This window comes from Bradyrhizobium sp. USDA 4461, assembly GCF_054055655.1.
Map to the genome: position 1 here is coordinate 2036017 of NZ_JBSRXM010000001.1, position 25484 is coordinate 2061500.

At 64.7% G+C, this 25484-nt stretch carries 22 protein-coding genes; 8 read left to right on the forward strand and 14 right to left on the reverse strand.

The window, feature by feature from the left end:
• Nucleotides 1-209 precede the first annotated feature (209 nt).
• Nucleotides 210-1436: an ABC transporter substrate-binding protein gene (locus ACVINW_RS09555; protein ID WP_456751058.1), complete on the forward strand. Its 1227-nt coding sequence runs from the start codon at nt 210-212 to the stop codon at nt 1434-1436.
• A 203-nt stretch (nt 1437-1639) separates the two neighbouring features.
• On the opposite strand, the gene ACVINW_RS09560 is transcribed toward ACVINW_RS09555, so the two are convergent.
• Nucleotides 1640-2065, reverse strand: coding sequence for a DUF1330 domain-containing protein (locus ACVINW_RS09560; RefSeq protein WP_456751059.1), 426 nt, complete (start codon nt 2063-2065; stop codon nt 1640-1642).
• Nucleotides 2066-2204: 139 nt separating this feature from the next.
• Here ACVINW_RS09560 and ACVINW_RS09565 point away from each other — a divergent pair, with 139 nt between their 5' ends.
• Complete coding sequence (locus ACVINW_RS09565) at nt 2205-4463, forward strand: transglycosylase domain-containing protein (RefSeq protein WP_456751060.1); 2259 nt, start codon at nt 2205-2207, stop codon at nt 4461-4463.
• 180 nt (nt 4464-4643) lie between these two features.
• Here the strand turns inward: ACVINW_RS09565 and ACVINW_RS09570 are convergent, their stop codons facing one another.
• The 4 genes from ACVINW_RS09570 to ACVINW_RS09585 form a co-directional block, all read right to left on the reverse strand.
• Entirely contained in the window at nt 4644-5483 is an 840-nt protein-coding gene (locus tag ACVINW_RS09570) for a M48 family metallopeptidase (RefSeq protein ID WP_456751061.1), read from the reverse strand.
• 198 nt (nt 5484-5681) lie between these two features.
• The gene (locus tag ACVINW_RS09575) at nt 5682-7010 is read right to left on the reverse strand and encodes a polyhydroxyalkanoate depolymerase (protein ID WP_456751062.1); all 1329 of its coding nucleotides are present in this window, start codon (nt 7008-7010) and stop codon (nt 5682-5684) included.
• A 128-nt stretch (nt 7011-7138) separates the two neighbouring features.
• Nucleotides 7139-7963: an ABC transporter permease gene (locus ACVINW_RS09580; RefSeq protein ID WP_456751063.1), complete on the reverse strand. Its 825-nt coding sequence runs from the start codon at nt 7961-7963 to the stop codon at nt 7139-7141.
• Nucleotides 7960-8766: an ABC transporter ATP-binding protein gene (locus ACVINW_RS09585; protein ID WP_456751064.1), complete on the reverse strand. Its 807-nt coding sequence runs from the start codon at nt 8764-8766 to the stop codon at nt 7960-7962. Before ACVINW_RS09585 ends, ACVINW_RS09580 begins: the two co-directional genes overlap by 4 nt.
• A gap of 105 nt (nt 8767-8871) precedes the next feature.
• Between ACVINW_RS09585 and ACVINW_RS09590 the strand changes: the two genes are divergently transcribed.
• Together ACVINW_RS09590 and ACVINW_RS09595 are read left to right on the forward strand one after the other, a co-directional pair.
• Nucleotides 8872-10191, forward strand: a complete 1320-nt coding sequence (locus ACVINW_RS09590) for an ActS/PrrB/RegB family redox-sensitive histidine kinase (protein ID WP_456751065.1) — start codon at nt 8872-8874, stop codon at nt 10189-10191.
• A 119-nt stretch (nt 10192-10310) separates the two neighbouring features.
• Nucleotides 10311-10865, forward strand: coding sequence for an ActR/PrrA/RegA family redox response regulator transcription factor (locus ACVINW_RS09595; protein WP_021077587.1), 555 nt, complete (start codon nt 10311-10313; stop codon nt 10863-10865).
• A gap of 319 nt (nt 10866-11184) precedes the next feature.
• Here ACVINW_RS09595 and ACVINW_RS09600 read toward each other — a convergent pair whose 3' ends face one another.
• Together ACVINW_RS09600 and ACVINW_RS09605 are read right to left on the reverse strand one after the other, a co-directional pair.
• Nucleotides 11185-11667, reverse strand: coding sequence for an MmcB family DNA repair protein (locus ACVINW_RS09600; protein ID WP_456751066.1), 483 nt, complete (start codon nt 11665-11667; stop codon nt 11185-11187).
• A gap of 22 nt (nt 11668-11689) precedes the next feature.
• Nucleotides 11690-11854, reverse strand: coding sequence for a hypothetical protein (locus ACVINW_RS09605; RefSeq protein WP_456751067.1), 165 nt, complete (start codon nt 11852-11854; stop codon nt 11690-11692).
• A gap of 114 nt (nt 11855-11968) precedes the next feature.
• On the opposite strand from ACVINW_RS09605, the gene ACVINW_RS09610 reads away from it, so the two are divergent.
• Entirely contained in the window at nt 11969-13660 is a 1692-nt protein-coding gene (locus ACVINW_RS09610) for an alpha-amylase family protein (RefSeq protein ID WP_456751068.1), read from the forward strand.
• Here ACVINW_RS09610 and ACVINW_RS09615 read toward each other — a convergent pair.
• Nucleotides 13657-15264 carry an alpha-amylase family glycosyl hydrolase gene (locus ACVINW_RS09615; protein ID WP_456751069.1) on the reverse strand — a complete coding sequence of 536 codons (1608 nt, stop codon included), beginning with the start codon at nt 15262-15264 and terminating at the stop codon, nt 13657-13659. The genes ACVINW_RS09610 and ACVINW_RS09615 overlap by 4 nt on opposite strands.
• Before the next feature lie 110 nt (nt 15265-15374).
• Nucleotides 15375-16187, reverse strand: coding sequence for an RMD1 family protein (locus ACVINW_RS09620; protein ID WP_456751070.1), 813 nt, complete (start codon nt 16185-16187; stop codon nt 15375-15377).
• Nucleotides 16188-16355: 168 nt separating this feature from the next.
• On the opposite strand from ACVINW_RS09620, the gene ACVINW_RS09625 reads away from it, so the two are divergent.
• Nucleotides 16356-17024 carry an MBL fold metallo-hydrolase gene (locus ACVINW_RS09625; RefSeq protein ID WP_456751071.1) on the forward strand — a complete coding sequence of 223 codons (669 nt, stop codon included), beginning with the start codon at nt 16356-16358 and terminating at the stop codon, nt 17022-17024.
• Between the two features lie 15 nt (nt 17025-17039).
• Here ACVINW_RS09625 and ACVINW_RS09630 read toward each other — a convergent pair whose 3' ends face one another.
• The 3 genes from ACVINW_RS09630 to ACVINW_RS09640 are packed head-to-tail and all read right to left on the reverse strand — an operon-like array spanning nt 17040 to nt 19824.
• The gene (locus ACVINW_RS09630; protein WP_456751072.1) at nt 17040-18209 is read right to left on the reverse strand and encodes an extracellular catalytic domain type 1 short-chain-length polyhydroxyalkanoate depolymerase; all 1170 of its coding nucleotides are present in this window, start codon (nt 18207-18209) and stop codon (nt 17040-17042) included.
• A 32-nt stretch (nt 18210-18241) separates the two neighbouring features.
• Complete coding sequence (locus ACVINW_RS09635; protein WP_456751073.1) at nt 18242-18442, reverse strand: hypothetical protein; 201 nt, start codon at nt 18440-18442, stop codon at nt 18242-18244.
• On the reverse strand, nt 18418-19824 hold the full coding sequence (locus ACVINW_RS09640; RefSeq protein WP_456756353.1) for an MFS transporter: 1407 nt from the start codon (nt 19822-19824) through the stop codon (nt 18418-18420). The genes ACVINW_RS09635 and ACVINW_RS09640 overlap by 25 nt, the downstream gene beginning before the upstream one ends.
• A gap of 390 nt (nt 19825-20214) precedes the next feature.
• Here ACVINW_RS09640 and ACVINW_RS09645 point away from each other — a divergent pair, with 390 nt between their 5' ends.
• Entirely contained in the window at nt 20215-21456 is a 1242-nt protein-coding gene (locus ACVINW_RS09645; protein WP_456751074.1) for an LLM class flavin-dependent oxidoreductase, read from the forward strand.
• A 903-nt stretch (nt 21457-22359) separates the two neighbouring features.
• Here the strand turns inward: ACVINW_RS09645 and ACVINW_RS09650 are convergent.
• Nucleotides 22360-23379, reverse strand: coding sequence for an adenylate/guanylate cyclase domain-containing protein (locus tag ACVINW_RS09650; RefSeq protein WP_456751075.1), 1020 nt, complete (start codon nt 23377-23379; stop codon nt 22360-22362).
• A gap of 23 nt (nt 23380-23402) precedes the next feature.
• Nucleotides 23403-24245, reverse strand: coding sequence for an SDR family NAD(P)-dependent oxidoreductase (locus ACVINW_RS09655; RefSeq protein WP_456751076.1), 843 nt, complete (start codon nt 24243-24245; stop codon nt 23403-23405).
• A 178-nt stretch (nt 24246-24423) separates the two neighbouring features.
• On the opposite strand from ACVINW_RS09655, the gene ACVINW_RS09660 reads away from it, so the two are divergent.
• Nucleotides 24424-25386, forward strand: coding sequence for a sensor histidine kinase (locus tag ACVINW_RS09660; RefSeq protein WP_456751077.1), 963 nt, complete (start codon nt 24424-24426; stop codon nt 25384-25386).
• Nucleotides 25387-25484: the final 98 nt, after the last annotated feature.

Genomic DNA, 25484 nt, shown 5'->3' on the forward strand with positions numbered 1-25484 from the left:
TCGTGATGCGCACATCACTCCCCCCGCGCCCTTCCTTTCGCAGCGCCCCCTACTTTGGTTGACTGAAATCGCTCACCTTTTCGGCACTGCTCGTCTTGCGTCGCAGCAACGGTTCCTCCAGTATCCGGCGCAAGCGATGGCGGCCGCGGGATCTTGAACCCGCGGACAAGATCATCGGCCAACATCAGTCACGTGAGGGAAACAGCATTATGAGGAACGGGATTTTCCACCTGGTCACGGCAACGGCGCTCGCAATCGCGCTGTCGGCAACGGCGGCCTCCGCGCAGAAGAAATACGATCCCGGCGCGAGCGATACCGAGATCAAGATCGGCCAGACCGTGCCGTTCTCCGGACCGGCCTCCGCCTATGCCTCGATCGGCAAGACCCAGGCGGCCTATTTCAAGATGATCAACGATCAGGGCGGCATCAACGGCCGCAAGATCAATCTGATCCAGTATGACGACGCCTATTCGCCGCCGAAAGCCGTCGAGCAGGTGCGCAAGCTGGTCGAGAGCGACGAGGTGCTGCTCACCTTCCAGATCGTCGGCACGCCGTCGAACGCCGCGGTGCAGAAATATCTCAACGCCAAGAAGGTGCCGCAGCTGTTCGCCGCGACCGGCGCCTCGAAGTTCACCGACCCGAAGAACTTCCCCTGGACGCTCGGCTTCAACCCGAACTACTTCGTCGAAGGCCGCATCTACGGCCAGTATATCCTGAAGGAGCATCCGAACGCCAAGATCGGCGTGCTCTATCAGAACGACGACCTCGGCAAGGACTACCTGAACGGCATCAAGGCCGGCCTCGGCGACAAGGCGGCCAAGATGATCGTGGCCGAAGCCTCCTATGAGGTCTCCGACCCGACCATCGATTCCCAGGTGATCAAGATCAAGGATGCCGGCGCCGACCTGTTCTTCTCGGCCTCGACGCCGAAGCAGGCCGCGCAGGCGATCAAGAAGATCGCCGAGCTCGGCTGGCATCCGATCCACATCGTCGACATCAACGCCACTTCGGTGGGCGCGGTGTTGCAGCCCGCGGGCCTGGAGGCCTCCAAGGGCCTGATCTCGACCAACTACGGCAAGGATCCGGCCGATCCGCAGTGGAAGGACGATCCGGGCATGAAGCGCTATTTCGACTTCATGGCCAAGTACTATCCCGACGGCGACAAGAACTCGAACTTCAACACCTATGGCTACTCGACCGCGCAGCTGATGGTGCATGTGCTGAAGCAGTGCGGCGACGAGCTGACGCGCGAAAACGTGCTGAAGCAGGCGACCAACCTGAAGAACGTCGACCTCGACATGGCACTGCCCGGCATCAAGGGCAACACCACGCCGAACGACTATCGCGTCAACAAGCAGCTGCAGATGATGCGCTTCAACGGCGAGCGCTGGGAGCTGTTCGGCCCGATCCTTGAGGACGCCGGCCCGGCGGGCTAGCGGTTCGCGCAGGTTTGAACTGCAATCGGCGGCCTTTCGGCCGCCGATTGTCTTTGCGGACCACCCTATCACCGTCACCCTGAGGAGCCGTGAAGCGGCGTCTCGAAGGGCCGACGGCCCGGCTGTGGCCGATTCATCCTTCGAGGCTCGCTGCGCTCGCACCTCAGGATGACGGGGACAACGAGTGCGTGCAGCTCGCGCGGCTACTCCGGTATCTCGCCGAAATTCTTCCCGACCGGCAGCACCGCATGCCGGATCAGCCGCGAATCCTCGACGCCGGCCTGGCGGTGCTTCACCGCCTCGCGATAGACGGGATCGCGGATCATCTCGACGAAGGCGGCGACGCTTGGATATTCCGCGATGAAGCAGTGATCCCAGCGCTCCTCCTGCGGGCCGATCAGCATCAGCTCGAAGCGACCCTGCCAGACGATGCGACCGCCGAGCCGTTCAAACACCGGCCCGCTGTCGCGGCCGTAGGCCGCATAGGCTTCCGCGCCGGTCGCCTTGCGGCCGTCGGGATAGGCGGCCCATTCGCGCAAGCGCACCAGGTTGAGCATGTGGATCGGGCCCGGCCGGTTGTTGTCCCGGAATTGCGCAAACACGTCCTTGGTCGGATCGATATGGCCCATGCGGTGCTCCCCGTTTTCCTTTGTTCCACCTCAATGTAGCACGCGCTGCCCCACCTCCTAATCCCCCGTTAAGCTTTGCGTAACCGCGCCTTAAACCGGGAACGCTAGCGTGCGGCCCGGTGCGGTGTGAGCGTTGCGGATGGCGTGGGGACGTAAAAAAGGCGGTGGACGCAAGGAGCCGCTGTTCGGGCTTCCGGCCGCGCTTGCCGATCTCAGGCTGTCGCCTTCCGACCGCATTCCCGGCGGCGGTGACGACGGCAAACCTGCCAAATCGAAATCCAAGAGCGCCGACAAGGGCAACGAATCCGGTAGCGAGAGACCGCGCCCGTCGCGCAGCGGCACCAAACGACGCAGCAAGTCGCGCGGCTTCGGTATCGGCCGGCTGTTCTATTGGACCGCGGTGCTCGGCCTGTGGGCCGGCATTGCGGTGATCGGTGTCGTGGTGTGGGTCGGCGCGCATCTGCCGCCGATCCAGTCGCTGGAAATTCCCAAGCGCCCGCCGACGATCCAGATCGTCGGCATCGACGGCTCGGTGCTGGCGCAGCGCGGCGAGATGGCCGGCGCCAATATCGCGTTGAAGGATCTGCCGCCCTATCTGCCGAAGGCCTTCATCGCAATCGAGGACCGCCGCTTCTATTCGCATTTCGGCGTCGACCCGGTCGGCATTTTGCGCGCAGCCGCAACCAACCTGCTGCATCGCGGCGTCTCGCAGGGCGGCTCGACCTTGACGCAGCAGCTCGCCAAGAACCTGTTCCTGACCCAGGAACGCACCATGCAGCGCAAATTGCAGGAGGCCGAGCTTGCGCTGTGGCTGGAGCGCAAGCACTCCAAGGACGAGATCCTCGAACTCTACCTCAACCGCGTCTATTTCGGCTCCGGCGCCTACGGCGTCGAGGCCGCCGCGCAGCGCTATTTCGGCAAGTCGGCGAAGAACGTGACCTTGCCGGAAGCGGCGATGCTCGCGGGCCTGGTCAAATCGCCGTCGCGGCTGGCGCCGAACCGCAACCCGGAAGGCGCCGAGCAGCGCGCCCAGGTCGTGCTCGCGGCGATGGCCGACGCCAAATTCATCACCGAGGCCCAGGCAAAGGCCTCGATCGGCCAGCCCTCGATCGCGGTGAAGCCGGCCGGCGCCGGCACCGTGAACTATGTCGCCGACTGGATCGGCGAAGTGCTCGACGACCTGGTCGGCCAGATCGACCAGGACATCATCGTGCAGACCACGATCGATCCGAAGCTGCAGGGCGTCGCGGAAGCCGCCGTGATCGACGAGCTCGCCGCCAAGAGCGTCAAGTTCAACGTCAGCCAGGGCGCGCTGGTGGCGATGACGCCCGACGGCGCGGTACGGGCCATGGTCGGCGGAAGGAACTATTCCGAGAGCCAGTACAATCGCGCGGTCACCGCGAAGCGGCAGCCGGGCTCGTCGTTCAAGCCATTCGTCTATCTCACCGCGGTCGAGGCCGGGCTGACGCCCGACACCATCCGCACCGACGCGCCGCTCGACATCAAGGGCTGGAAGCCGGAGAACTACACCCACGAATATTTCGGCTCGGTGACCTTGACCCAGGCGCTGGCGATGTCGCTGAACACGGTCGCGGTGCGGCTCGGCGTCGAGGTCGGGCCCAAGAATGTGGTGCGCACCGCGCATCGGCTCGGCATCTCATCCAAGCTCGAGCCCAACGTCTCGATCGCGCTCGGCACCTCGGAAGTGTCCGTGCTCGAACTGGTCGGCGCCTATGCGCCGTTCGCCAATGGCGGCTACGCGGTGTCGCCGCATGTGGTGACCAGGATCAAGACCAGTACGGGCAAACTGCTCTACGACCGACCGACCGACCCGCCCAACCAGGTGATCGAGCCGCGCTATGACGCGATGATGAACGCCATGATGCGCGAGACGCTGATCTCGGGCACCGCGCGCAAGGCCGAGATTCCGGGCTGGACCGCCGCCGGCAAGACCGGCACCAGCCAGGATTATCGCGACGCCTGGTTCATCGGCTACACCGCCAAGCTCGTCACCGGCGTGTGGCTCGGCAATGACGACAATTCGCCGACCAAGAAGGCGACCGGCGGCGGCCTGCCGGTGGAGGTGTGGACCCGCTTCATGAAATCAGCGCATCAGGGCGTGCCGGTGGCGGCGATCCCGAACTCGCAGGGCAGTTGGGGACCGGCGAACCTGATGCAGATCTCGTCGCAGGTCACCGCGCCATCAGCGCCATCAGCGCCGCTGCAGATCCAACCGCCGATGCAGGCCCCGCCGCCGGCGCCGGTGCCATCCGGCGGTTACTATCGCCAACCTTCGCCGATGCCGGCCCGCGCCTCCGCACCGCCACCCAACCCGAACGCGCGGCCGGAAGCGGCAGCAGGGCTGGATGGCTGGCTCGCGGATCGGTTGTTTCGGTAAGCGTTAGGCACCGCGAATCCAACTGCCATCCCCCGCGCATGCGGGGGATCCCAGTACGCCGCGGCTTATCGGTTGAACACGAATGCCTCTGGAATACTGGATCGCCCGCTTTCGCGGGCGATGACAGCAGGGGTGGCGGAGACGCTGTGCGTCAGATGGGCAGAGCGACGAGAATCTCGCCTACTCCTGGATTCCGTAGCGGTGCAGGTCGTTGCCGTGGGTGTCGAGCCAGGTCTTGGCGCGCGTGACCGAGGCGCAGACCTTGTCGACCACCCGCCAGAACCGCGCCGAGTGATTCATCTCGACGAGATGCGCGACCTCATGCGCGGCGAGGTAATCGAGCACGAAGGGCGGCGCCAGGATCAGCCGCCACGAGAACGACAGCGAGCCCGCCGAGGTGCACGAGCCCCAACGGCTGGACTGGTCGCGGATGGAGATCCGCCGCACCCGCACGCCGAGTTCCGCGGCATGCAGCGCCGCCGCCTTCTGCAAATCCTTGCGCGCCTCGCGCTTGAGGAAGTCATGCACCCGGCGGTCCATGTGCTCGACGCCGCCGGCGACGCACAGGATCTTCTCGCCGCTGTCGCGGGTCTCGGTCCACACCGTGCCGCGCTCGCCCGAGCGATGCACCAGCCGATGCGGCACGCCGCGCAACGGCACCACGGTGCCGGGCTGAAACGGCGCGGCCTTCGGCAAACGGCCAAGACGGGCGGCGATCCAGCCGCCATGGATGTTGGCGAACTCCTTGGCTTCGACGATCGTGCCGCGCGGCGGCATCGTCAGGATCGCTTCGCGATCGGTCGGATGGATTCTGAGCGTATAGCGGCGCGCACGCCTGTGCCGGCGCAACCTGACGGTGAAAAACTGGGAGCCGTGTCTGACCAATACGGTCGCGGGTTCGGCAGGCCGCCGATAGAGGAGCGCGCGAGTAGCCATGTCTGAAAGTCCGGGGAGCAGGAGTTCGCCCGAACTTTGCCATATCCGCCGCCAGGGAAAGCGCTCGGCGCAAAAACAAATCATTTGCCCAATATACAGGGGTCGGCCGTTAACTGACCTCTACCGGCTGGGGCTGGAACCGGATTTTTTCTGATGAATCCGAATATCTAAAAAGGCCCATGAGATGAAACGAAATTCACCCCTTGTTCGCAGCCCGATTTGAGAATCTTTTAGTTAAATCAGTGGCTTGCGCGACCGCGAAAATCGCGGCCGGGACGATACCTATTCTGCCGCAGCGACCAGAGAAAGCCGCGTATTGGCCGCCGAAACCATGAAATCGGAGATCCGCGGCACGATTTCGGAGCGGAACCGCGAGCCGTTGAACACGCCGTAATGACCGACGCCCTTCTGCACATAGTGCACCCGGCGATGGTTCGGAATCGCGGTGCAGAGCGCGTGCGTCGCCTCGGTCTGACCGAGGCCGGAGATGTCGTCCTTCTCGCCTTCCACCGTCATCAGCGCGACGCGGCGGATCTTCGACGGATCGACCGGCTTGCCGCGATGGGTCATCTCGCCCTTCGGCAGCGCGTGCTTGACGAAGACGAGGTCGACGGTCTGCAGATAATACTCGGCGGTGAGATCCATCACCGCGAGGTATTCGTCATAGAATTCGCGGTGCTTGTCGACGAGGTCGCCGTCGCCCTTCACCAGATTGGCGAACAGCGCCTTGTGCGCGTCCATGTGCCGATCCAGGTTCATGCTGATGAAGCCGTTGAGCTGCAGGAAGCCCGGATAGACGTCGCGCATCACGCCCGGATGCGGGAACGGCACCTTGGTGATGACATTGTTGCGGAACCATTCGATGCCGCGCTCTTCCGCGAGGTTGTTGACCGCGGTCGGATTGCGGCGGGTGTCGATCGGACCGCCCATCAGCGTCATCGACAGCGGTACAAAGGGATCGTTGTTGGCTTCCATCACCGAGACGGCCGCAACAACCGGCACCGACGGCTGGCACACGGCAATCACGTGCATGTTGCCGCCGAGCGCATGCAGCATCTCGATCAGATAATCGACATAGTCGTCGAGATCGAACCGCCCTTCCGCGAGCGGCACCATGCGCGCATCGGCCCAGTCGGTGATGTAGACCTCATGCGTCGGCAGGAATGCCTCGACCGTGCCGCGCAGCAGCGTCGCATAGTGGCCCGACATCGGCGCCACGATCAGCACGCGCGGCTGCGGCGCGCGCAGCGGACGCGTCAGCTTGCGATCGAAATGCAACAGGCGGCAGAACGGCTTTTCCCAGATCGAACGGACCTCGACCGGTGTGCGGACGCCGTTGACCTCGGTGGTCGGCAGGTTCCAGTCCGGCTTGCCGTAGCGGCGCGTGGTGCGCTCGAACAGCTCGCAGCCGGCAGCGATCGATTTGCCGAACTCGGTATGCGACCACGGATTGAGCGGGTTCTGAAACAGGATCTTGGTGGCGTCGGTCACGGCACGCGCGGGGTTGAGCGACGCGTGCGCCATCTCATACATCCAGTACAGCGGCGTCGTGAGTGCCGGGCTGCCTTCCGCCACGAGTGGCGGGGCACCGCCAAATTCACCGATGGGCATTGTAGTTCTCAGACCCCTGTTTGCGCCGCAGCATACTGACCAATGCGCAACAATGCGTCAATGCGCCGCGAGACCCATGTGGGGCCGATATCGGGCTAAAACACCGGAAATCCACGAGAAAGTGACATTTATTCACCACCTGACAGCAGTGAGCCGTGGCGCTTGGCGCTCTGCAAAAGGGCAAGGAAGACCGCAAAAGAGGCAGCGAACAGGATGGCGTTGATGACGAGCGCCCAAACCATCAGGTCGGCGCGGAAGACGTGGTCGATCAACAGCGAGCGCATGCCCTCGAACACATAGGTCGGCGGCAGCGTCCAGGCGACCACTTGCAGCCAGCCCGGCAGCACCTCGACCGGATAGTAGATGCAGGCGAGCGGCATCACCGCGAACATCAGCGTCCAGACGATGCTTTCCGCGCCCAACCCGTTGCGCAGCACGAGGCCGGAGGCGAACACGCCGACCGACCAGCTGGTGAAGATCAGATTGCAGAAGAACGCGATCAGCGGCAGCCCGATGGCGTAGAAGTTGAAGCCGAAGAAGACCAGCGCCAGCAGCGTCATCGGGATCACGCCGATCGCGAGCCGGATCAGGCTCATGATCATCAGCGAGAGCAGGAATTCGATCGGCTTCAGCGGGCTCATCATCAGGTTGCCGAGATTGCGCGCCCACATCTCTTCGAGGAACGAGATCGAGAAGCCGAGCTGGCCGCGAAACAGGATATCCCACAGGATGACGGCGCCGATCAGCGTGCCGCCGGCCTTGGCGAAGAAGCCGGATGTCTGCGAGATGTAGTTCTGCAGGAAGCCCCAAGTGATGATCTGCAAGGCCGGCCAGTAGATCAGCTCCAAGAGCCGCGGCCATGACGACATCAGGAGATACCAATAGCGCAGCACCATCGCGTTGATGCGATGCAGGGAAATGCCGCGCGGCGGATGGCTGACGATCTCGCTCATGGTGTGCCCTCCGGAGCGCCCTCGCGCAGACGGCCGCGGGCCACGTCGAGAAACACCTCCTCCAGCGTGTCGCGGTTGTAGCGCGCCATGATCCGCTCCGGGCTGTCGTCGTCCTCGATCTTGCCCCGCTTCATGATGATGACGCGGTCGCACAGCCGCTCGACCTCCAGCATGTTGTGCGATGCCAGCAGGATGGTCGCGTTATGGGTCTTGCGATAGGTCTCGAGATGCTCACGCACCCAGTCAGCCGTGTCAGGATCGAGCGATGCGGTCGGCTCGTCGAGCAGCAGCAGGTCCGGCGCGTTGATCAGCGCCTTGGCCAGCGCGACGCGGGTCTTCTGCCCGGCGGAGAGCTTGCCGTTGGCGCGGTCCAAAAATTCCTTGAGATCGAGATCCGCGGCGAGCTGGTCGATCCGCTCGCGCAGATGCTTCACGGCATAGAGCCGGCCGAAAATGGTCAGGTTCTGCCGCACCGTGAGCCGCATCGGCATGTCGACATAGGGGCTCTCGAAATTCATCCGGCCGAGCACGTCATATCGCTGCTCGGGGATCTTGGCGCCGAGCACCGCGACGCTGCCCGAGGTCGGCAGCACCAGCCCCATGATCATTGCGATGGTCGTGGTCTTGCCGGCGCCGTTGCCGCCGAGCAGGCCGGTGATGCTGCCGCGGGCGATGCGGAACGAGATATCGTCGACCGCGCGGGTGGTCTTGTAGACCTTGACGAGGTGCGCAACGTCGATCGCGGCCGATCCGTCCTGATCGGCCGCGGGCGTTTGCGCCGGACCTGTCCCGCTCTGTTGCATATGGCCGTCATTGAGCCATTGCGACAATAAGCGCAAGGCTTCGCACACGTCCTTGCGCTAAGTCGCGAATTTGTGCGCCGCCCGCGGCACAGCTAAAGTCCAGGCATGACCGACGTCGCTTCCGATTTCCGCCAACCCCGCCGCTATGTCCGCCTGGATACGATCCTGCGGCTGCGCTGGCTCGCCGCGCTCGGCCAGCTGGTCGCGATCTTCATCGTGGCGCAGGGACTGGAATTCGACGTTCCGATCGTCCCCTGCGTCACCATCGTGACCTTCTCGGCGCTGCTCAATCTGGCGCTGCAGGTCGCGTTCAACCCGATGCAGCGGCTGGAGCCGGCCTATGCCGCGGCCCTGCTCGCGATCAACATCGTCGAGCTCGGCGGCCTGCTGTACTTCACCGGCGGCCTGCAGAACCCGTTCTCGTTCCTGTTCCTGGCGCCGGTCCTGATCTCGGCCACGGTGCTGCCGATCCGGCTGACCATGGCGCTCGGCTGCCTTGCGGTCGCCTGCGCCTCGGCACTGTTCTTCTATCATCTGCCGCTGCCCTGGGATAACGACGATCCGCTGGTGCTGCCGCCGATCTATCTGATCGGCGTCTGGCTCTCGATCCTGCTCGCGATCGGCGTCACCAGCCTTTATGCATTCCAGGTGACCGAGGAGGCGCGCCAGCTCTCCGACGCGCTTGCCGCGACCGAGCTGGTGCTGACGCGCGAGCAGCATCTGACGCAGCTCGACGGCCTCGCCGCCGCCGCCGCGCACGAACTCGGCACGCCCTTATCGACGATCTTCCTGATCTCGCGCGAGCTCGAGAAGACGGTGCATGACCCGGCGATCACCGGCGACCTGAAGACGGTGCGCGAGCAGGCGCAGCGCTGTCGCGACATCCTGAGCAAGATTGCGCAATTGTCATCGAGCGGCGCGCCATTCGACACCATGAAGCTGTCGACTTTGATCGAGGAGGCGGTGGCGCCGCATCGCGATTTCGGTATCAACATCAAGGTGCGGCTTGCTGTCGCAGCAACGCGCGAGCCGGTCGCAGCACGCAATCCGGCGATCCTCTATGGCGTCGGAAACATTCTCGAAAATGCGGTTGATTTCGCCCACCAGACCGTCGAGGTGAACGCCTGGTGGAACGCCGAAACCATCGAGATCGTCGTCTCCGACGACGGCCCGGGCATCGCGCCCGACATGCTGAAGCGGATCGGCGAGCCCTATTTGTCGCGCCGTCGGGGCGCAGATGAGGCCCAAAATGCCCGTGGCGGCTTGGGCTTGGGCGTTTTCATCGCGCGGACGCTGCTGGAACGCACCGGAGCCAAGGTATCGTTTACCAATCGCACCTTTCCCGATCACGGCGCCGTGGTGCAGATCGTGTGGCCGCGCGAGCGCTTCGAGGAATCGGCGGGAGACACAGAGGCGTCATCTTAAGAACGGTTCTCAATCGCGCCTCTGGCATACCGGATGCAGCCACCGCGACTTTCGGCTGCCTTGGCAGCGCCCCAGTGCAACCCCATATTCAGCGGGTCTATCACAGGGAAAAATGGATCGTGAACGCAATCGCTGAACTGAATGACCATGCTGACAAATCGCTCCTCATCGTCGAGGACGACAAGCCGTTCCTGGAACGCCTGTCGCGCGCGATGGAGACGCGCGGCTTCTCGGTGAAGTCATGCGATACGGTGTCCGACGGCATTGCCGAGATCGGCCGCGCCGCTCCCGCGTTCGCGGTCGTCGACCTCCGGCTCGGCGACGGCAACGGTCTCGACGTCGTGTCGGCGTTGAAGCGCAAGCGCCCCGAGGCGCGCGCGATCGTGCTGACCGGCTACGGCAACATTGCCACCGCCGTCACCGCGGTGAAGATGGGCGCCGTCGACTATCTCTCGAAGCCCGCCGATGCCGACGACGTCGTCGCTGCCCTGCTTGCGACCGGCACCGAGAAGTCCGAGCTGCCGGCCAATCCGATGTCGGCGGACCGCGTGCGCTGGGAGCACATCCAGCGCATCTACGAGATGTGCAACCGCAACGTCTCGGAGACCGCGCGCCGTCTCAACATGCACCGCCGCACCTTGCAGCGCATCCTCGCCAAGCGCGCGCCGCGCTAGGCGACGGGTTCATTTTGGTTTCGCGATGGCCGGGCCTTGCCCGGCCATTTGCGTTTGTGGGACGTAGCCCGGATGGAGCGAAGCGAAATCCGGGACGCATCATCCGCGGACGGGCTTACCCGGATTGCGCTGCGCTTCATCCGGGCTACGGAGCTCCTCGTACACCTCCATCTCCGTCACCCTGAGGAGGCCGCGAAGCGGCCGTCTCGAAGGGTCGACGGCCACCAGCCGGGCCGATTCATCCTTCGAGGCTCGCCAAGCGGCGCAATTGCGCCGCAAGGCTCACACCTCAGGATGACGGGTCAAGATCGCGTCTACCCTAAAACTCATGTCCCTGCGGATCGATCAGGCGATTGATCCGCTGCGCCGCGGCCATCGCAAAGCGCACCGTCATCGCCTTGCGGGTTGCCGCCGGCAGGCGATGCTCCGGCGCCTCGCAATGCAGGTGCGCGCCATAGGCGTCGGCGATGATCAGGCCGGTGTCGACCGGGAAGATCTCGCACGGCAGATCCTGCGTGAAGGCGAAGAACAGCCGGTCGCAATGCATCCGGTAGTCCTGCCATTTCTGGTCGGCACGCAAATCCTCGACCGACGACTTGATCTCGACGATCCAGATCTCGCCGCGCTCGTTCAGCGCGACCAGGTCGGCACGGCGGCCGGACGGCAGCGGCAATTCGCTGATGCAGGAGAATCCCAGCGATCTCAGAAGTCGCGCGGTGCCGCGCGCGATCGCAAGCGCGGTCTCCGACTGGCGTCGGTCGGGCGCAGGAACAAGCGCGATCTGGCGGGCGGGTGACTCCATCCAGGCAGATTAGCCGATTCCATCAGAGAATGATCCCGAAAAGTGAAAGCAGATCGCGCAGCGCAAGGCGCTGAACGAGAAGCTCGCCGCGCTGGTCGCCAAGCGTGACAACATCGCCGAGCACCGCGAGAGCGCGGGCGTCATCGTTCGACCGCGTGGTCGAGGATACGTTGAAGGCGCAGATCAAGCGGTCGGACTCTGGCGGAAAGTGTCGTCCGGCGGTTGACGGGACGACACCCTCCGCAGGAACTCACCGCTGCCTCGCCGCTTATCTCCGGCTGCCGCCGGAGAGGATGGCCTGGTGATCGACGACCTCTGGTACAAGAATGGCGTGATCTATTGTTTGTCCGTCGGCACCTATATGGACGCCAACGGCGACGGGATCGGCGATTTCAGCGGCCTGCTGCGGCGACTGGACTATCTGCACGGGCTCGGCATCACCACGATCTGGCTGATGCCGTTTCAGCCGTCGCCTTGCCGCGACGATGGCTACGACATTTCGGACTATTACGGCGTCGATCCGCGCTACGGGACGCTCGGCGATTTCGTCGAGTTCACCCATGGCTGCCGGCAACGCGGCATCCGCGTGATCATCGACCTCGTCGTCAATCACACCTCGGACCAGCACGCCTGGTTTCGATCGGCGCGCAGCGCGAAGGATTCACCCTTCCGCGACTGGTACGTCTGGTCGGACAAGAAGCCCGCCAACGCCAACACGGGCATGGTGTTTCCCGGCGTCCAGAAATCGACCTGGACGCGCGACAAGCAGGCAGGAGCCTGGTACTTCCACCGCTTCTACGATTTCCAGCCGGATCTCAACACGTCGAACCCGCACGTCCAGGCCGAGATCCTCAAGATCATGGGATTCTGGACCCAGCTCGGCGTCTCCGGTTTCCGCATGGATGCGGTGCCGTTCGTGATCGCGACCAAGGGCGCCTCGGTGCGCAAGCCGGTCGAGCAATACGACATGCTGCGAGCATTTCGCGAATTCCTGCAATGGCGCCAGGGCAACGCGATCATCCTCGCCGAAGCCAACGTGCTGCCCGAGACCGACATGGAGTATTTCGGGCGCGACGGCGACCGAATGCACATGATGTTCAACTTCCACGTCAACCAGCATTTGTTCTACGCGCTCGCGTCCGCGGATACAAAGCCGTTGGCGAAGGCCCTGACGGCAACCAAGCCGCGGCCCGCCACCGCGCAATGGGGCTTGTTCCTGCGCAATCACGACGAACTCGACCTCGGCCGCCTGACCAAGGCGCAGCGCGAGACGGTGTTCGAAGCATTCGGTCCGGACAAGAGCATGCAGCTCTACGACCGGGGCATCAGGCGGCGCCTTGCGCCGATGCTGGGCGGCGACCGACGGCGTCTGGAGCTCGCCTACAGCGTGATGTGCACGCTTCCCGGCACGCCCGTCATTCGCTACGGCGATGAGCTCGGCATGGGTGACAATCTCGATTTGCCCGAACGCACCTGCGCGCGCACGCCGATGCAGTGGTCGACCGAACCGCACGGCGGCTTTACCGAAAGCGACCGGCCATGCGTGCCCGTGATCGACGACGGCCCCTATGGCTATGAGCACGTCAATGCCGCCAAGCAGCGGCGCGATCCCAATTCGATGCTGAACTGGACCGAGCGCATCATCCGCATGCGCAAGGAAGTCCCCGAGGTCGGCTGGGGCGACTTCAAGGTCATCGCAAGCCGAAACCCTGCCATCCTGATCATTCGTTACGACTGGCGCAACAACTCGGTGCTGTTCGTGCACAATTTCGCGGAGAAGCCACTCGAGATATCGTTCAATGTCGGGTTGCCCGACGACGCCGGCAACCTCCTCGTCAACCTCCTGACCGAGGATCACAACCGCGCCGACGATGGCGGCCGCCACACGCTCCTGATCGAGGCCTACGGCTATCGGTGGTATCGGGTCGGTGGGCTCGACTACCTGCTCAAGCGCAGCGATATCGACACCAAGACGCCCCGCACATCCCGCTAATCGTCCTGATGCGGCCCTAGGATCACGCCTTCATTGGCGCGCAGCTCGAGCACGCCTTCGACCTTCTCGCCCTGCCGGTCCATCAAGGTCGACAGCAGAACCTCGTTGCTGAAGCCGATCGCGCTGGAGGAGACCGACGCGGGAGCCGCACCGAAATTCAGCGCAATCACCGCAACGCCCTCGGCGCTGCACCGCCGATAGAGCAGCACATCGCCATGCGCGGCGACCGGCTCATAGCTGCCATGGACGAGCTGCGGCAGCTTGCGCCGCAACGCGATCAGCGCCTTGTAGAGATTGAGGATCGACGCCGGCTCCGCCTCGAGGCTTGCGACGTTGTCGCTGGCAAAGTCCTGCGCCAGCGGCAGCCACGGCCTTGCGGTCGAGAAGCCGGCATAACGCTCCGCGCTCCATTGCATCGGGGTGCGGCAGCCGTCGCGGCCGACGCCGATACCAGGCACGTTGTTCTCGAAGGGATCGCGCACCTCGTCAGGGGCGATCGCAACCTGGTGCATGCCGATCTCGTCGCCGTAATAAAGCGTCGGCGTGCCGCGCAGCGTCAGCAGCAGCATCGCGGCGACCGGCGCCTGCGCGGGTCCCACCCGGCTCGCTACCCGCGGCCGGTCGTGATTGCCGAGCACCCAGTTCGGCCACGCGCCCGGCGGCAGCGCCTTTTCGTAATCGGCGATGATCTGCTCGACTGCACGCGCGCTCCACAAGGTCGACAGCAGCGCGAAGTTGAACGGCATCTGCGCGCCGCGCAGATCATTGCCGTAATAGGCGACCAGCCGGTGCAGCGGCAGATAGATCTCGCCGATCAGCACGCGGTTGTCGAACTCCTCGGTGACGCCGCGCATCTCGGTGATGACGGCGTGCACCTCGAGCTGGTCGGTCGAATATTGCGTCAGCACCTTCTCGTGCGGCGGCCGGCCTTCGCGGTAATGCGGGTTCGGCGGGTTGTCGCGGAATTCGGCGTCCTTGATCAGGTGCCAGATCACGTCGACACGAAATCCGTCGACGCCCTTGCGCAGCCAGACGCGCATCACCTCGTATATCGCGTCCCTGACCTCGCGATTGCGCCAGTTGAGATCGGGCTGCTGCGCGAGGAAGGCGTGATAGTAATATTGGCCTGAAGCCTCGTCATAGGCCCACGCGCTGCCGCCGAACTCCGACAGCCAATTGTTGGGCGGACCGCCATCCGGCGCCGGGTCGCGCCAGATGTACCAGTCGCGTTTCGGATTGTCGCGCGAGCTCTTCGCCTCGATGAACCAGGGATGCTGATCGGAGGTGTGGTTCGGCACCAGATCGAGGATCAGCTTGAGGCCGGCATCGTGCGCGGCCGCGACCAGCTCGTCGAAATCCTCCATCGTCCCGAACAGCGGATCGATGCCGGTGTAATCGGAGATGTCGTAGCCGAAATCGGCCATCGGCGAAGTGAAGATCGGCGACAGCCAGACCGCGTCGACGCCAAGCCGCGTCAAATAAGGCAGCCGCGCGATGATCCCCCTGAGATCGCCGACACCGTCGCCGTCGCTATCCTGGAACGAGCGCGGATAGACCTGATAGAAGATGCCGCGCCGCCACCAGTCCCTGTTGTCCTGGTCCATCCCATTCCCCCCTCGCTCGCCGCCCCGTGTCCCGAGGGGTGTCCGCAGGTTCAGGGATGACGCACAATTCGGGACGGAAAGATGGCGCCGTAGCCCGGATGCAAGGCGCTTTAGTGGCGGGCCATCGCCAACTGGTAGATGGTGATCAAGACCTCGAACAGGATCAGGAAGACGATGATCAGCTCCAGCCGCAGCGAGCGGCCGGTGTCGATGATGTCGGTCAAGACCTGCGCGGTCTCGGCGACGACGCCGAGCTTGCGGTTGAGCGATTCCGCACGCTCCTTCAACTCATACTCGTCCTCGAGCCGGGAATAGAGCCGCTCGAGCTGCGGCTTGTCCCAGAGGATGTCGGGCTTCTCCGACACCTCGACAGGTCCGGCCACGCGGTGCCGCACCAACAGCGCGTTGCCGATGTGCTTGAGGATCGCAACGCGGCCGCCATGCACCCGGCCGCCCTTGGCGAGTTCGCGCGCGAGCGGCTCGGTGGTGTCGAACACAGCCCGCACCTCGCGTTCATGCCGGGCCAGCACCGCGCTCTTGGCCAGCGCCTCGCCGACCAGGATCAGCCGCTCCGGCGACAGGCTTTGCAGATAGATCGGACCGCCCGGCGGAATCTGGTCCTCCTTCTCCGCGGCGACCTCGATGATCGCGATCTCCTCCTCGCGCCGCGCGAACAGGCCGGTCATGCGCGACTGCAGGCTGCGCAGGAATTCATCCTCCTCGAGCGCGTTGAGGCCGATCAGGACCACGACGCCGTAGCGGAACAGGATCGCCACACCATTGTCATTGACGCGAAACGCCAGCGGCGTCGTGGCCAGCACGTCGCCACGCTCGAGGCCGGACGTGTTGATGCGGTCCGCGACGAAGAAGGCACGGGCGGTGGTCCGGGGTCCGCCGAGCGGTGAGTTGGGAGCCTGGGTCATGACGTTCCGGACTGCGAGGGCTTGACGCGTGTTGCGAGCGACCGCGTACCGGCCTGCTCATGAATTGTTCTGTTGGACCTTATCACGGTCCGATTTGGGATCACACGCCGGGGCAGGCGTATGTCCCGTGCGTGTTGACGGCATTGCCGGGAAGCCTATGGTGCCTCCATGACCGAGACAACCGAGACCAAACCGAAGGCCGGCGCGATCATCGTGCCGGTGACGCTGTTCGAACAGAACTGCACCATCATCTGGCATGAGCCGACCAAGAAGGCGGTGGTGATCGACCCCGGCGGCGACGTCGCCAAGATCCAGGCCGCGATCAAGCAGACCGGCGTCACCGTCGAGAAGATCTGGCTGACGCACGGCCATATCGACCATGTCGGCGGTGCCGCCGAATTGCGCGACGCGCTGCAGGTCAAGATCGAGGGCCCGCACATCGCCGACAAATATCTGCTCGACAACGTGGTCTCGAGCGGCGAGCGCTTCGGCATGACCGGGATGCGCAATTTCGGCCCCGACCGCTGGCTCGACGAGGGCGATCAGGCTTCGATCGGCGACCTCACCTTCGACATCCTGCACTGCCCCGGCCATTCGCCGGGCAGCGTGGTGTTCTTCAACAAGGAGCTGCGCTTCGCGCATGTCGGCGACGTCCTGTTCGCCGGCTCGGTCGGGCGCACCGACCTGCCCGGCGGCAGTCATGCGACGCTGATCCAGTCGATCAAGCAGAAGCTGTTGCCGCTCGGCGACGATGTCGGCTTCATCTGCGGCCACGGCGCCGGTTCGAGCATCGGCCAGGAGCGGATGACGAACCCGTTCCTGACCGGCGAGATGTAGCTACTTCATCAGCCGTTACTTCATCAGGCCTGCGGCGGTCAGCGCCCGCGTGATGACGGCGCTGACGTCGACACCTTTGCTGCGCCGCTTGCGCGGCCGGTCGCTCTTGCGGCCGGATGCGGGCTCGGCCACGGGCACTGGGATGGTCATCGAGATCGTGTCCGCGCGCTCGCGCGGCACACCGGTCGGTGCGATGTGCGGCTGACGGACCTGATCGGTCAGGCCGAAGAAGGTCGCGATGTGATAGGACGAGGAGATCCCGGCCTCGATCAGGAACGCGCCCTCCACGCCATACCGCTCATCATTGTCGGCAAGCCCGAGCGGCGTGCCATGCGCCATGTCGGTGATCGAGTAGGACTCGACCAGGGTCTCGCCGTCGGCGTTCCACCAGACCTCGCGCGGATGGCCGTCGATATCCGACTTCGACATCGCCGTGAGCGGCAGGCCGTGCACGTCGAGCCATTGCCGCACGATCGCATCGGCATTGCCGGGATGCACGGTGCGGTCGGCGCTGCCGTGCCACACCGAGATCTTCGGCCAGGCGCCGCTATGCGTCGACGCGTTGCGAACGAGGCCGCCGAGTTCCGGCGCGGACAGCGAACTCGCATGCATCATCGCATGCAGCGCCTCGCGCAGATCGCTGGCAACGCCGAACGGCAGGCCGGCGATGATGGCGCCGCCCGCGAACACGTCCGGATAGGTCGCGAGCATGACGGACGCCATCGCGCCGCCGGCGGACAGTCCCGTCACATAGACACGCTTCGGATCGATCGCATGCGCGCCGACCATGTGCGCGATCATCTGCCTGATCGAGGCGGCCTCGCCCTGATCGCGCGCGATGTCCTGCGGATTGAACCAGTTGAAGCAGGTGTTGCCGTTGTTGATCGCCTGCTGCTCGGGCATCAGCAGCGCAAAGCCGTAATGCGCCGCGAGCGCCGACCAGCCGGCGCCGAGATCGTAGGACGCGGCGGTCTGGCCGCAGCCGTGCAGCACCACGACGAGTGCCGGTGACCGCGCAAGCTGCGCGGGCACGAACGAGTACATCTTCAGATCGCCGGGGTTGACGCCGAATTCGGTCGTCTCGACGAGCGGCGTCGGCACGGCCGGCGCAAGCGCGCCGAGGCCGCTGAACGCGTTCATCTTCGGCAGATGACGCAAGAATTCGACGTTGTTGACCAGGGACAACAGCAGCTCCTGAGGTGATTTATTGTTCTGTGTCACCCGAGCAGATAATTGTTGCACTGCAAAATGAAAAGGCCGTGTGCTGTCTTTCCCTGCGGAATTGTGAGAATCGGCGTTAACGCGTGATCGCGGCGAGGATCGGCCGAAATAGTTGCCGTAGCACCTTGTTTGAGCATGAACTTTTGGAAAGATCGCGCGTGCGTCACCGGATTCATGCGCTGGCGCGGCGCATCCATGACAGAAATGCGGCCGAAATAATGATCGACAGCACAAACAATGCGCATGCTGCAAACAGCGCCAGACGTGTCGATGTCGCGCTCTCGACGGCGAAGAACACCGCGCCGATCGCGGCAACGCCGGCCGCGTTGCCGATCTGCGTCGTGGTGCCGTACATGCCGGAGCCGGCGCCGGCGCTGGCCGGCTTCACGCTCGACAGCACCGCGCTCGACAGCGGCGCCATCACCAGGCCCTGGCCGTAGCCGAAGATCACAAGCACCAGCGCGAGCAGCAGCGCCGATGGTGCTGCGACCATCTCGACCGTCGCAACCAGCACCGCAATCCCTGTGATCTGCAAGGCGCAGCCTTCGATCAGCACCAGCGTGCCGCGATGCCGGGCGCGCGCGCCGCTGTGGCGCGAGGCGATCACGAAGGTCAGCGCCAGCGGCACGAACACCAGCCCGGCCCAGAGCGGTGGGATCTGCAAGCCCTTCTGCATGAACATCGTCATGATCAGGTAGAAGGACAGATTGGCGAAGAAGAAGAAAAACACCGCGACCAGGCCGCGCATGAAGGCTGCGTCCGCCAACAACGACAGGTCGATCAGCGGCATGCCGCCGCGGCGTGCGACGCTGCGCTCGAGCCGCACGAAGCCTGCGATCACAGCAACGCCCGCGGCCATCACCAGCCACACAAACGGCGCCCATTGCACATCGTGACCGAACAGCAGCGGACCGATCAGGCACAGCAAGCCCACGAACAGCACGATCGCGCCGGGAAGATCGAGCCGCGTGCCGGCGCGACGCGGCACCGTCGGCATGATCTTCAGCGCGGCTGCGATGATGACGACGCCGAACGGCACGTTGACGAAGAACACCGCGCGCCAGCCGAGGCCTAAGAGATCGAGCGTCACCAGCGCGCCGCCGAGCGCGAATCCGGTCACGCCGGCGAGCCCCAACACGATGCCGTAGATGCCGAAGGCCCGCGCACGGCTGGCATCCGAGAACAACAGATGCAGCGTCGCCAGCACCTGCGGCACCATCAGCGCCGCGGTCGCGCCTTGCGCCAGCCGTGCGACGATCAGCTCCGGGCCGGACTGCGCCAGACCGCACCACAGCGAGGTCACCGAGAAGCCGGCGACGCCGGCGATGAACACGGTCCTGGTGCCGTGGATGTCGCCGAGCCGGCCGCCGGTGACCACCAGCGTGGCATAGGCGATCAGGTAGATCGCGATCACGGCCTCGATCTGCGCCGGCGTGGCGTGCAGCTCGGCCGCCATGGTCGGGATCGCGACATTGACGATGAAGGCATCGACGCCGAACATGAATTGCGCCGACACCACGATCGCCAGCACCCACCAGCGGCGGGATATCTCCACCGGACTCGAGACGATCTGATGCATGCGCAGCCCTGCCCGAAATGACGTCACGTCCGACATCAGCAGATTCCGGTCATTGGCTCGATTACCTCGGACGTAAGCGTTGCTTCACGGGCGCGTCATCCCTGGCCATCCCGCGCCTGCCCGCGCGACTTGCGTTGATGCGCTGGGAAACATTCCGGACGGCGGCAATCGCCGCCGATTTGCGCAACAACCATGCGGGCGCCGCGGCCTCGGAGCATTGCCTTGCCCGGGGCCACCCCGTAGGTTGGCGGCGAGAGCGTTTTCGAGCGAAGTGGATACCTGTTCGCGTAAAGAAAACGCGTCAAAACCAGCGTCCAGAGCCCCGTTCCGATTCCATCGGAACGGAAAGGGCTCTGGCCCCCGATAACAAAAAGCCGGAGAGAACGACCTATGGCGCGCCTCAAGTTCGGAGCCTTCCTCGCCCCGCATCACCCGATCGGCGAGCATCCGATGCTGCAATTCCGCCGCGACCTCGATTTCGTCGAGCAGCTCGACAACCTCGGCTATGACGAATTCTGGTGCGGCGAGCACCATTCCTCGGGCTGGGAGACCATCGCCTCGCCGGAAATGTTCCTGGCCGCCGCCGGCGAGCGCACCAAGCGCATCAAGCTCGGCACCGGCGTGATCTCGCTGCCCTATCACCACCCCTTCAACGTCGCGCAGCGCATGGTGCAGCTCGACCACATGACCGGCGGCCGCGCCATCTTCGGCTCCGGCCCGGGTGCGCTCGCCTCCGACGCCCATACGCTCGGCATCGACCCGATGACCCAGCGCGACCGCCAGGACGAGGCGATCGCGGTGATCCGCCGCCTGTTCAACGGCGAGCGCGTCACCGCCAAGACCGACTGGTTCGAGATGCACGATGCCGCGTTGCAGATCCTGCCGCTGCAGGAGGACATGCCGTTCGTGGTGGCTTCGCAGATCTCGCCCTCGGGCATGACGCTGGCCGGCAAATACGGCATCGGCATCATCTCGCTCGGCTCGATGTCGACCCAGGGCCTGATGGCGCTGCCGCAGCAATGGCAGTTCGCCGAGGACGCCGCCGCGAAGGCCGGCACCACGGTGAGCCGCGCCAACTGGCGCGTGCTGCTGTCCTGGCACATCGCCGAGACCCGCGAGCAGGCGCGGCGCGAGGCCGGCGCCGGGCTGCTGCGCTGGCACAACGAATATAACGTCGGCACCTTGATGCGGCCGGGCCTCACCGCGTTTTCCTCGGCGGATGAAGCCGTCGACAAGACCGCCTTCGTCGAAGGCGCGGCGTCGACCATCGGCACGCCCGACGATCTGATCAAGATGATCAAGAACCTGGTCGAGGTCTCCGGCGGCGTCGGCTCGATCATCGGCTTCGCGCATGACTGGGCCAATCCGGAAAACACCCGCCGCAGCTGGGACATGGTCGCACGCTATGTGGTGCCCGAGATCAACGGCTATATCGACGGCCTGCGCAAGTCGCGCCAGTTCCTGGTCGACAACCGCGCCGTGTTCGAGCGCGCCGGCCAAGCCGTGATGGCCAAGATCATGCAGAACGACAAGGCCGCCGCCGCCCTCCAGCATACCGGCGCGGGCCGCGTCGCGATCCCGGCCGTGAACGCGCCGGATCTCGCCAAGGAAGCGGCGAAGCAGAAGGCGTGAGCGCAGGAGTGCCCTTGGAAGGGTAGAGGGATCGCAAGATCGCGCCGCATCCACCGCCGTCGTCCCGGCGAAGGCCGGGACCCATACGCCGCGGCGGATGTTGTGGATGGGACTCGTTGTTCCGGCGTGGTTCAACAATAGCCATTTGTGGTTGGGTCCCGGCCTTCGCCGGGACGACGATGAGGATGGGGTTCGATTCAATTGCCGCACTCTCGCTGTCATCACCCGCGAAAGCGGGTGATCCAGTATTCCAGAAACGGCTGTGCTTGAGCCGAGAGGCCGCGGCGTACTGGATCGCCCGGTCCCGTCTACGCCAAGGCTTCGACGAGGCAAGCAGTCCGTGGCGCGCCGAAGCTTTAGCGGAGGCGGCGAGCCGGGCGATGACAGTTGTAGGGGGGACGCAGTTTTGTATTCTCGCGACATGAATTGCCCGAGCTTTGCATCTCGTTTCGCCCTCTCACTTCACAGAGGGCGCAGGGAAAGCCGGGTGCCGATCGCACCCATGGGCCCCGTGCAATAGGTAGAAAGCACGGGGGTAGGACCACAGGTGTAACCGGAGCAATCCGGCTTTCCCTGCGCGATGGCTTACGGCTTATACGTGCTCTCCCCGGCGAGACTGGGCTTGTTTGTCACCGTCTTCACAACGCGCATTTGCGCAATCGGAAGAGACACCTACCGCTAGGGCGTCAGGCCTGCACGATTTCGCCGTCCGCCTCATGCGCACTCGTCAGTTGCGCAATCGGCGTCCACCGCATCTCGACCCACGTTCGTGACGACCGCGAAGCGCCCCTCGATCGGGTGAGACGGACGGAATTGGATCACTGATTTGCCCGACGACGGAAGCGCAAATTTGCCCGTCGGGTTAATTTGTCGCAGTGTGCGCAACTGGGTCCGAGAAATGAACTACGCCACCGCCCCGATCCCGACGACGTCGATGCCGTCGACGCGGCCGCGGATCGGCAGCCGGCCGAGATCGCTCAACGGAAATGGTGGCGGCGCGGCGAAGCGGGCCATCGCTGCGCGTGAGGCGAGGAAGCCGCCATCGACCTTGCGGCTCAGTTCCTCCAGCCGCGCTGCGGTGTTCATGACGTCGCCGTTGAACACGATGGCCGGCTTGACGTCGCCGATCTCGCCGACGATCACGGGGCCGAAATGCAGGCTGCCACGGATCTGCGGCACCGCGCCGAATTCGCGCTCGAACTGCGGCGCCGCCTTTTGCAGCGCGTCGCGCATCGCCACGAAGCAGCGCAGCGGCCGGCAATCGACCGCGCCAAGCTGCTCCGGCCAGGTCACGATGATCTCGTCGCCGACATAATTCAGCACCTCGCCGCGATAATCGACGACCGATTCCGTGAGCAGGCGAAACGTGCGGTCGAGAAAGCGGTGAATGCCGACACCGCCGAGCCGCTCGGCCAGTCCGGTCGATCCCGCGATGTCGACGAACAGCACGAAACGGTTCTCCTCGACCGGTGCGTGATAGCGGCCGGTGACGAAATTCATGAAGACGCGCGGGCCGATCAGCGTCGCGATGCTGAAGCCGAAGTTCAGCACCAGCGAGATCGCGGCGGAATAGGCGATGCTGACCCCGAAATCCCGGATCGAGGTTTGATGCGGCAAGCCGGCGACGCGCTCGCCGACCTGGAGCAGCTGGATGGCAATGATGACGATGGCATAGGCCGCGCTGCGCACCGCCAGAAGGGCGGCAAAGGACAGCCGGTTGAGTCGTTCCGACAGCCGGCCCTGGAAGACAAACAATTCGATCCCGCCGAGCACCACGCAGGACACGAACGCGTAGGCAAACCCCGCGACGAATGCTCCCGCCGAATGACGGCCTTGCGCGAGATTGATGGCGATACTCGCGACGACGCCCGCGACGATGACGGCGCCGAGCGTGCGCAGCTTCCGCTCCAGCCTGGCGTTCATGCCTTCCGTTCCGGCGCGAGTGTCTACCCTGCCCCCTGATCGAACGCCTTGCGCAGCGCGACATAGCCGGCCTGCTGCTGGCTCCAGTTGCGGCCGCCGGTGATGGCGCCGTCGACGACGAGATCGTGGCCGTTGATGAAGCTCGATTCGTCGCTCGCCAGAAACACCGCAGCATGCGCGATGTCGTCGGGCAGCCCTGCGCGGGGGATCGGCTGCGCCGCCTTGTAGACCTCGCGCATCACCGCGGGGGTCTTCTCGGCTGCTTCCGTCGACAACCCGAGCGCCTTGCCGAAAATGCCGGTCGCGATCGCACCGGGCGAGATCGAGTTGACGCGGATGCCGGACTCGCCGAGCTCCATCGCCACGCATTTGGTGAAGTGAATGACGGCGGCCTTCGCCGCGCCATACACCATCGACGAGGAGAAGCCGGCGAGCCGACCGGCGATGCTGCCATTGTTGATGATGCTGCCGGACCCCTGTTTGCGCATGTAAGGCGCGGCATGCTTCATGCCGAGCATGACGCTGCGCACCAGGGTCGCCATCGCCGCGTCGAACCGCTCGACATCGAGCCCTTCGATGCCGCCGGTCTGCGCCGGGCCGCCGGCATTGTTGAACAGGCAGTCGATGCGGCCGAACTTCTCCACCGCAAGCGCGATCAGCGCCTGCATCTGCTCTTCGACCGTGACGTCGGTCTGCCGAAACACGCAATTGCCGCCGAGCTGTTTGGCCAGCGCCTCGCCTTCCGCCGCGCGGCGCCCGGCAACCACGATCCTTGCGCCCTCGGCGACAAACACCTCCGCCGTGCGCAACCCGATGCCGCTGGTCGCCCCCGTGATCACCGCGACCTTGCCGTCCAGCCGTCCCATGCCGGGCCCCCCAACTTAACCTTTGGTGTTGCGGATATTCCCCAGCTGCTTCCATCAACGCAAGCGCGGGCGCGGTTAACTCGGCGAGGTCCGCCTGTGGCCAGAACGCCACAACTGCGGTTTTTCGGTCGCAGCGGCCTTATTTTAGTTCGCCTGTTCACGTGAACTGGAACGAGCGATGGCGAAGTGGATCGACGATTTCAGGGCGGGTTGGCGGGGCGATTCCCAGCCCTCGCTGCTGCTTGCGATCGTCTTCGCAGCGCTTTGTCTGGTTTTGGCCACGACCGCGCGCTTCGGGCTCGCCCAGATCAGGCCCGACGTGTTCTTCACGCCCTATTTCCCGGCGGTGTTCTTTGCGACCGCATTCGGCGGTTTCCGGGTCGGGATCGCAACCGCGCTCGCCAGCGGTCTGCTCGGGGTGGTGCTCAATTTCAGCGGCTCGACCGCCGATCCGGCGCGCTTTGCGCTGCTGATGATCTTCTGGGTGGTGTGCGGCATCGCGATCTGGGGCGTCGAGCACTACCGTTCCCTGGTCGCGCAGCAGCGCGAGGTGTCGCGGCGGCTGCTCGAGGAGGAGCAGTACCGCAAGGTCGTGGTCGATGAATTGCAGCACCGGCTGAAGAACAAGTCCTCGACCATCCACGCCGTGCTGCATCAGGCGCTGCAGGACCGACCCGATGTCTGGCAGCGCATCGACCATCGCATCCGCGCGCTCTCGGCGACCGACGATCTGATCGCGCGGGTCGACGGCTATGGCTGCGATATCAAGGATTTGCTGCGCTCGGAGCTCGGACCTTACGGCCATGTGCGGTTCAATCTGAACGGCGAGCAATTGTTCCTGCCCGCCAAACTCGCGGTCTCGCTCGCGCTGATCTTCCATGAGCTCGCAACCAACGCAGGAAAGTACGGCGCCTTCTCGTCGCCGCGCGGGTTCCTGCAGGTGTCATGGACGGTGGACGATGGCCGTCTCAACGTGATCTGGGACGAGACCGAGGGACCGGTGCTCGAGGCCGTCGGCGAAGCCGGCTTCGGCACCAAGCTGCTGAAGTCGGCGCTGCGGCCGTTCGACGGCAAGACCGAGATCAGTTATCTGAAGACCGGTCTTCACTGCACCATGCAGTGCAAGCTGCCGAGCTGTTGATAAGTCGACTTTCCGGCACACGCGCATGATTGATGCAACCGCGCAGCGCGCAATCGCTTTCACCGGCGGCCGCAGCCGGCATTGATACTCTGTTAATG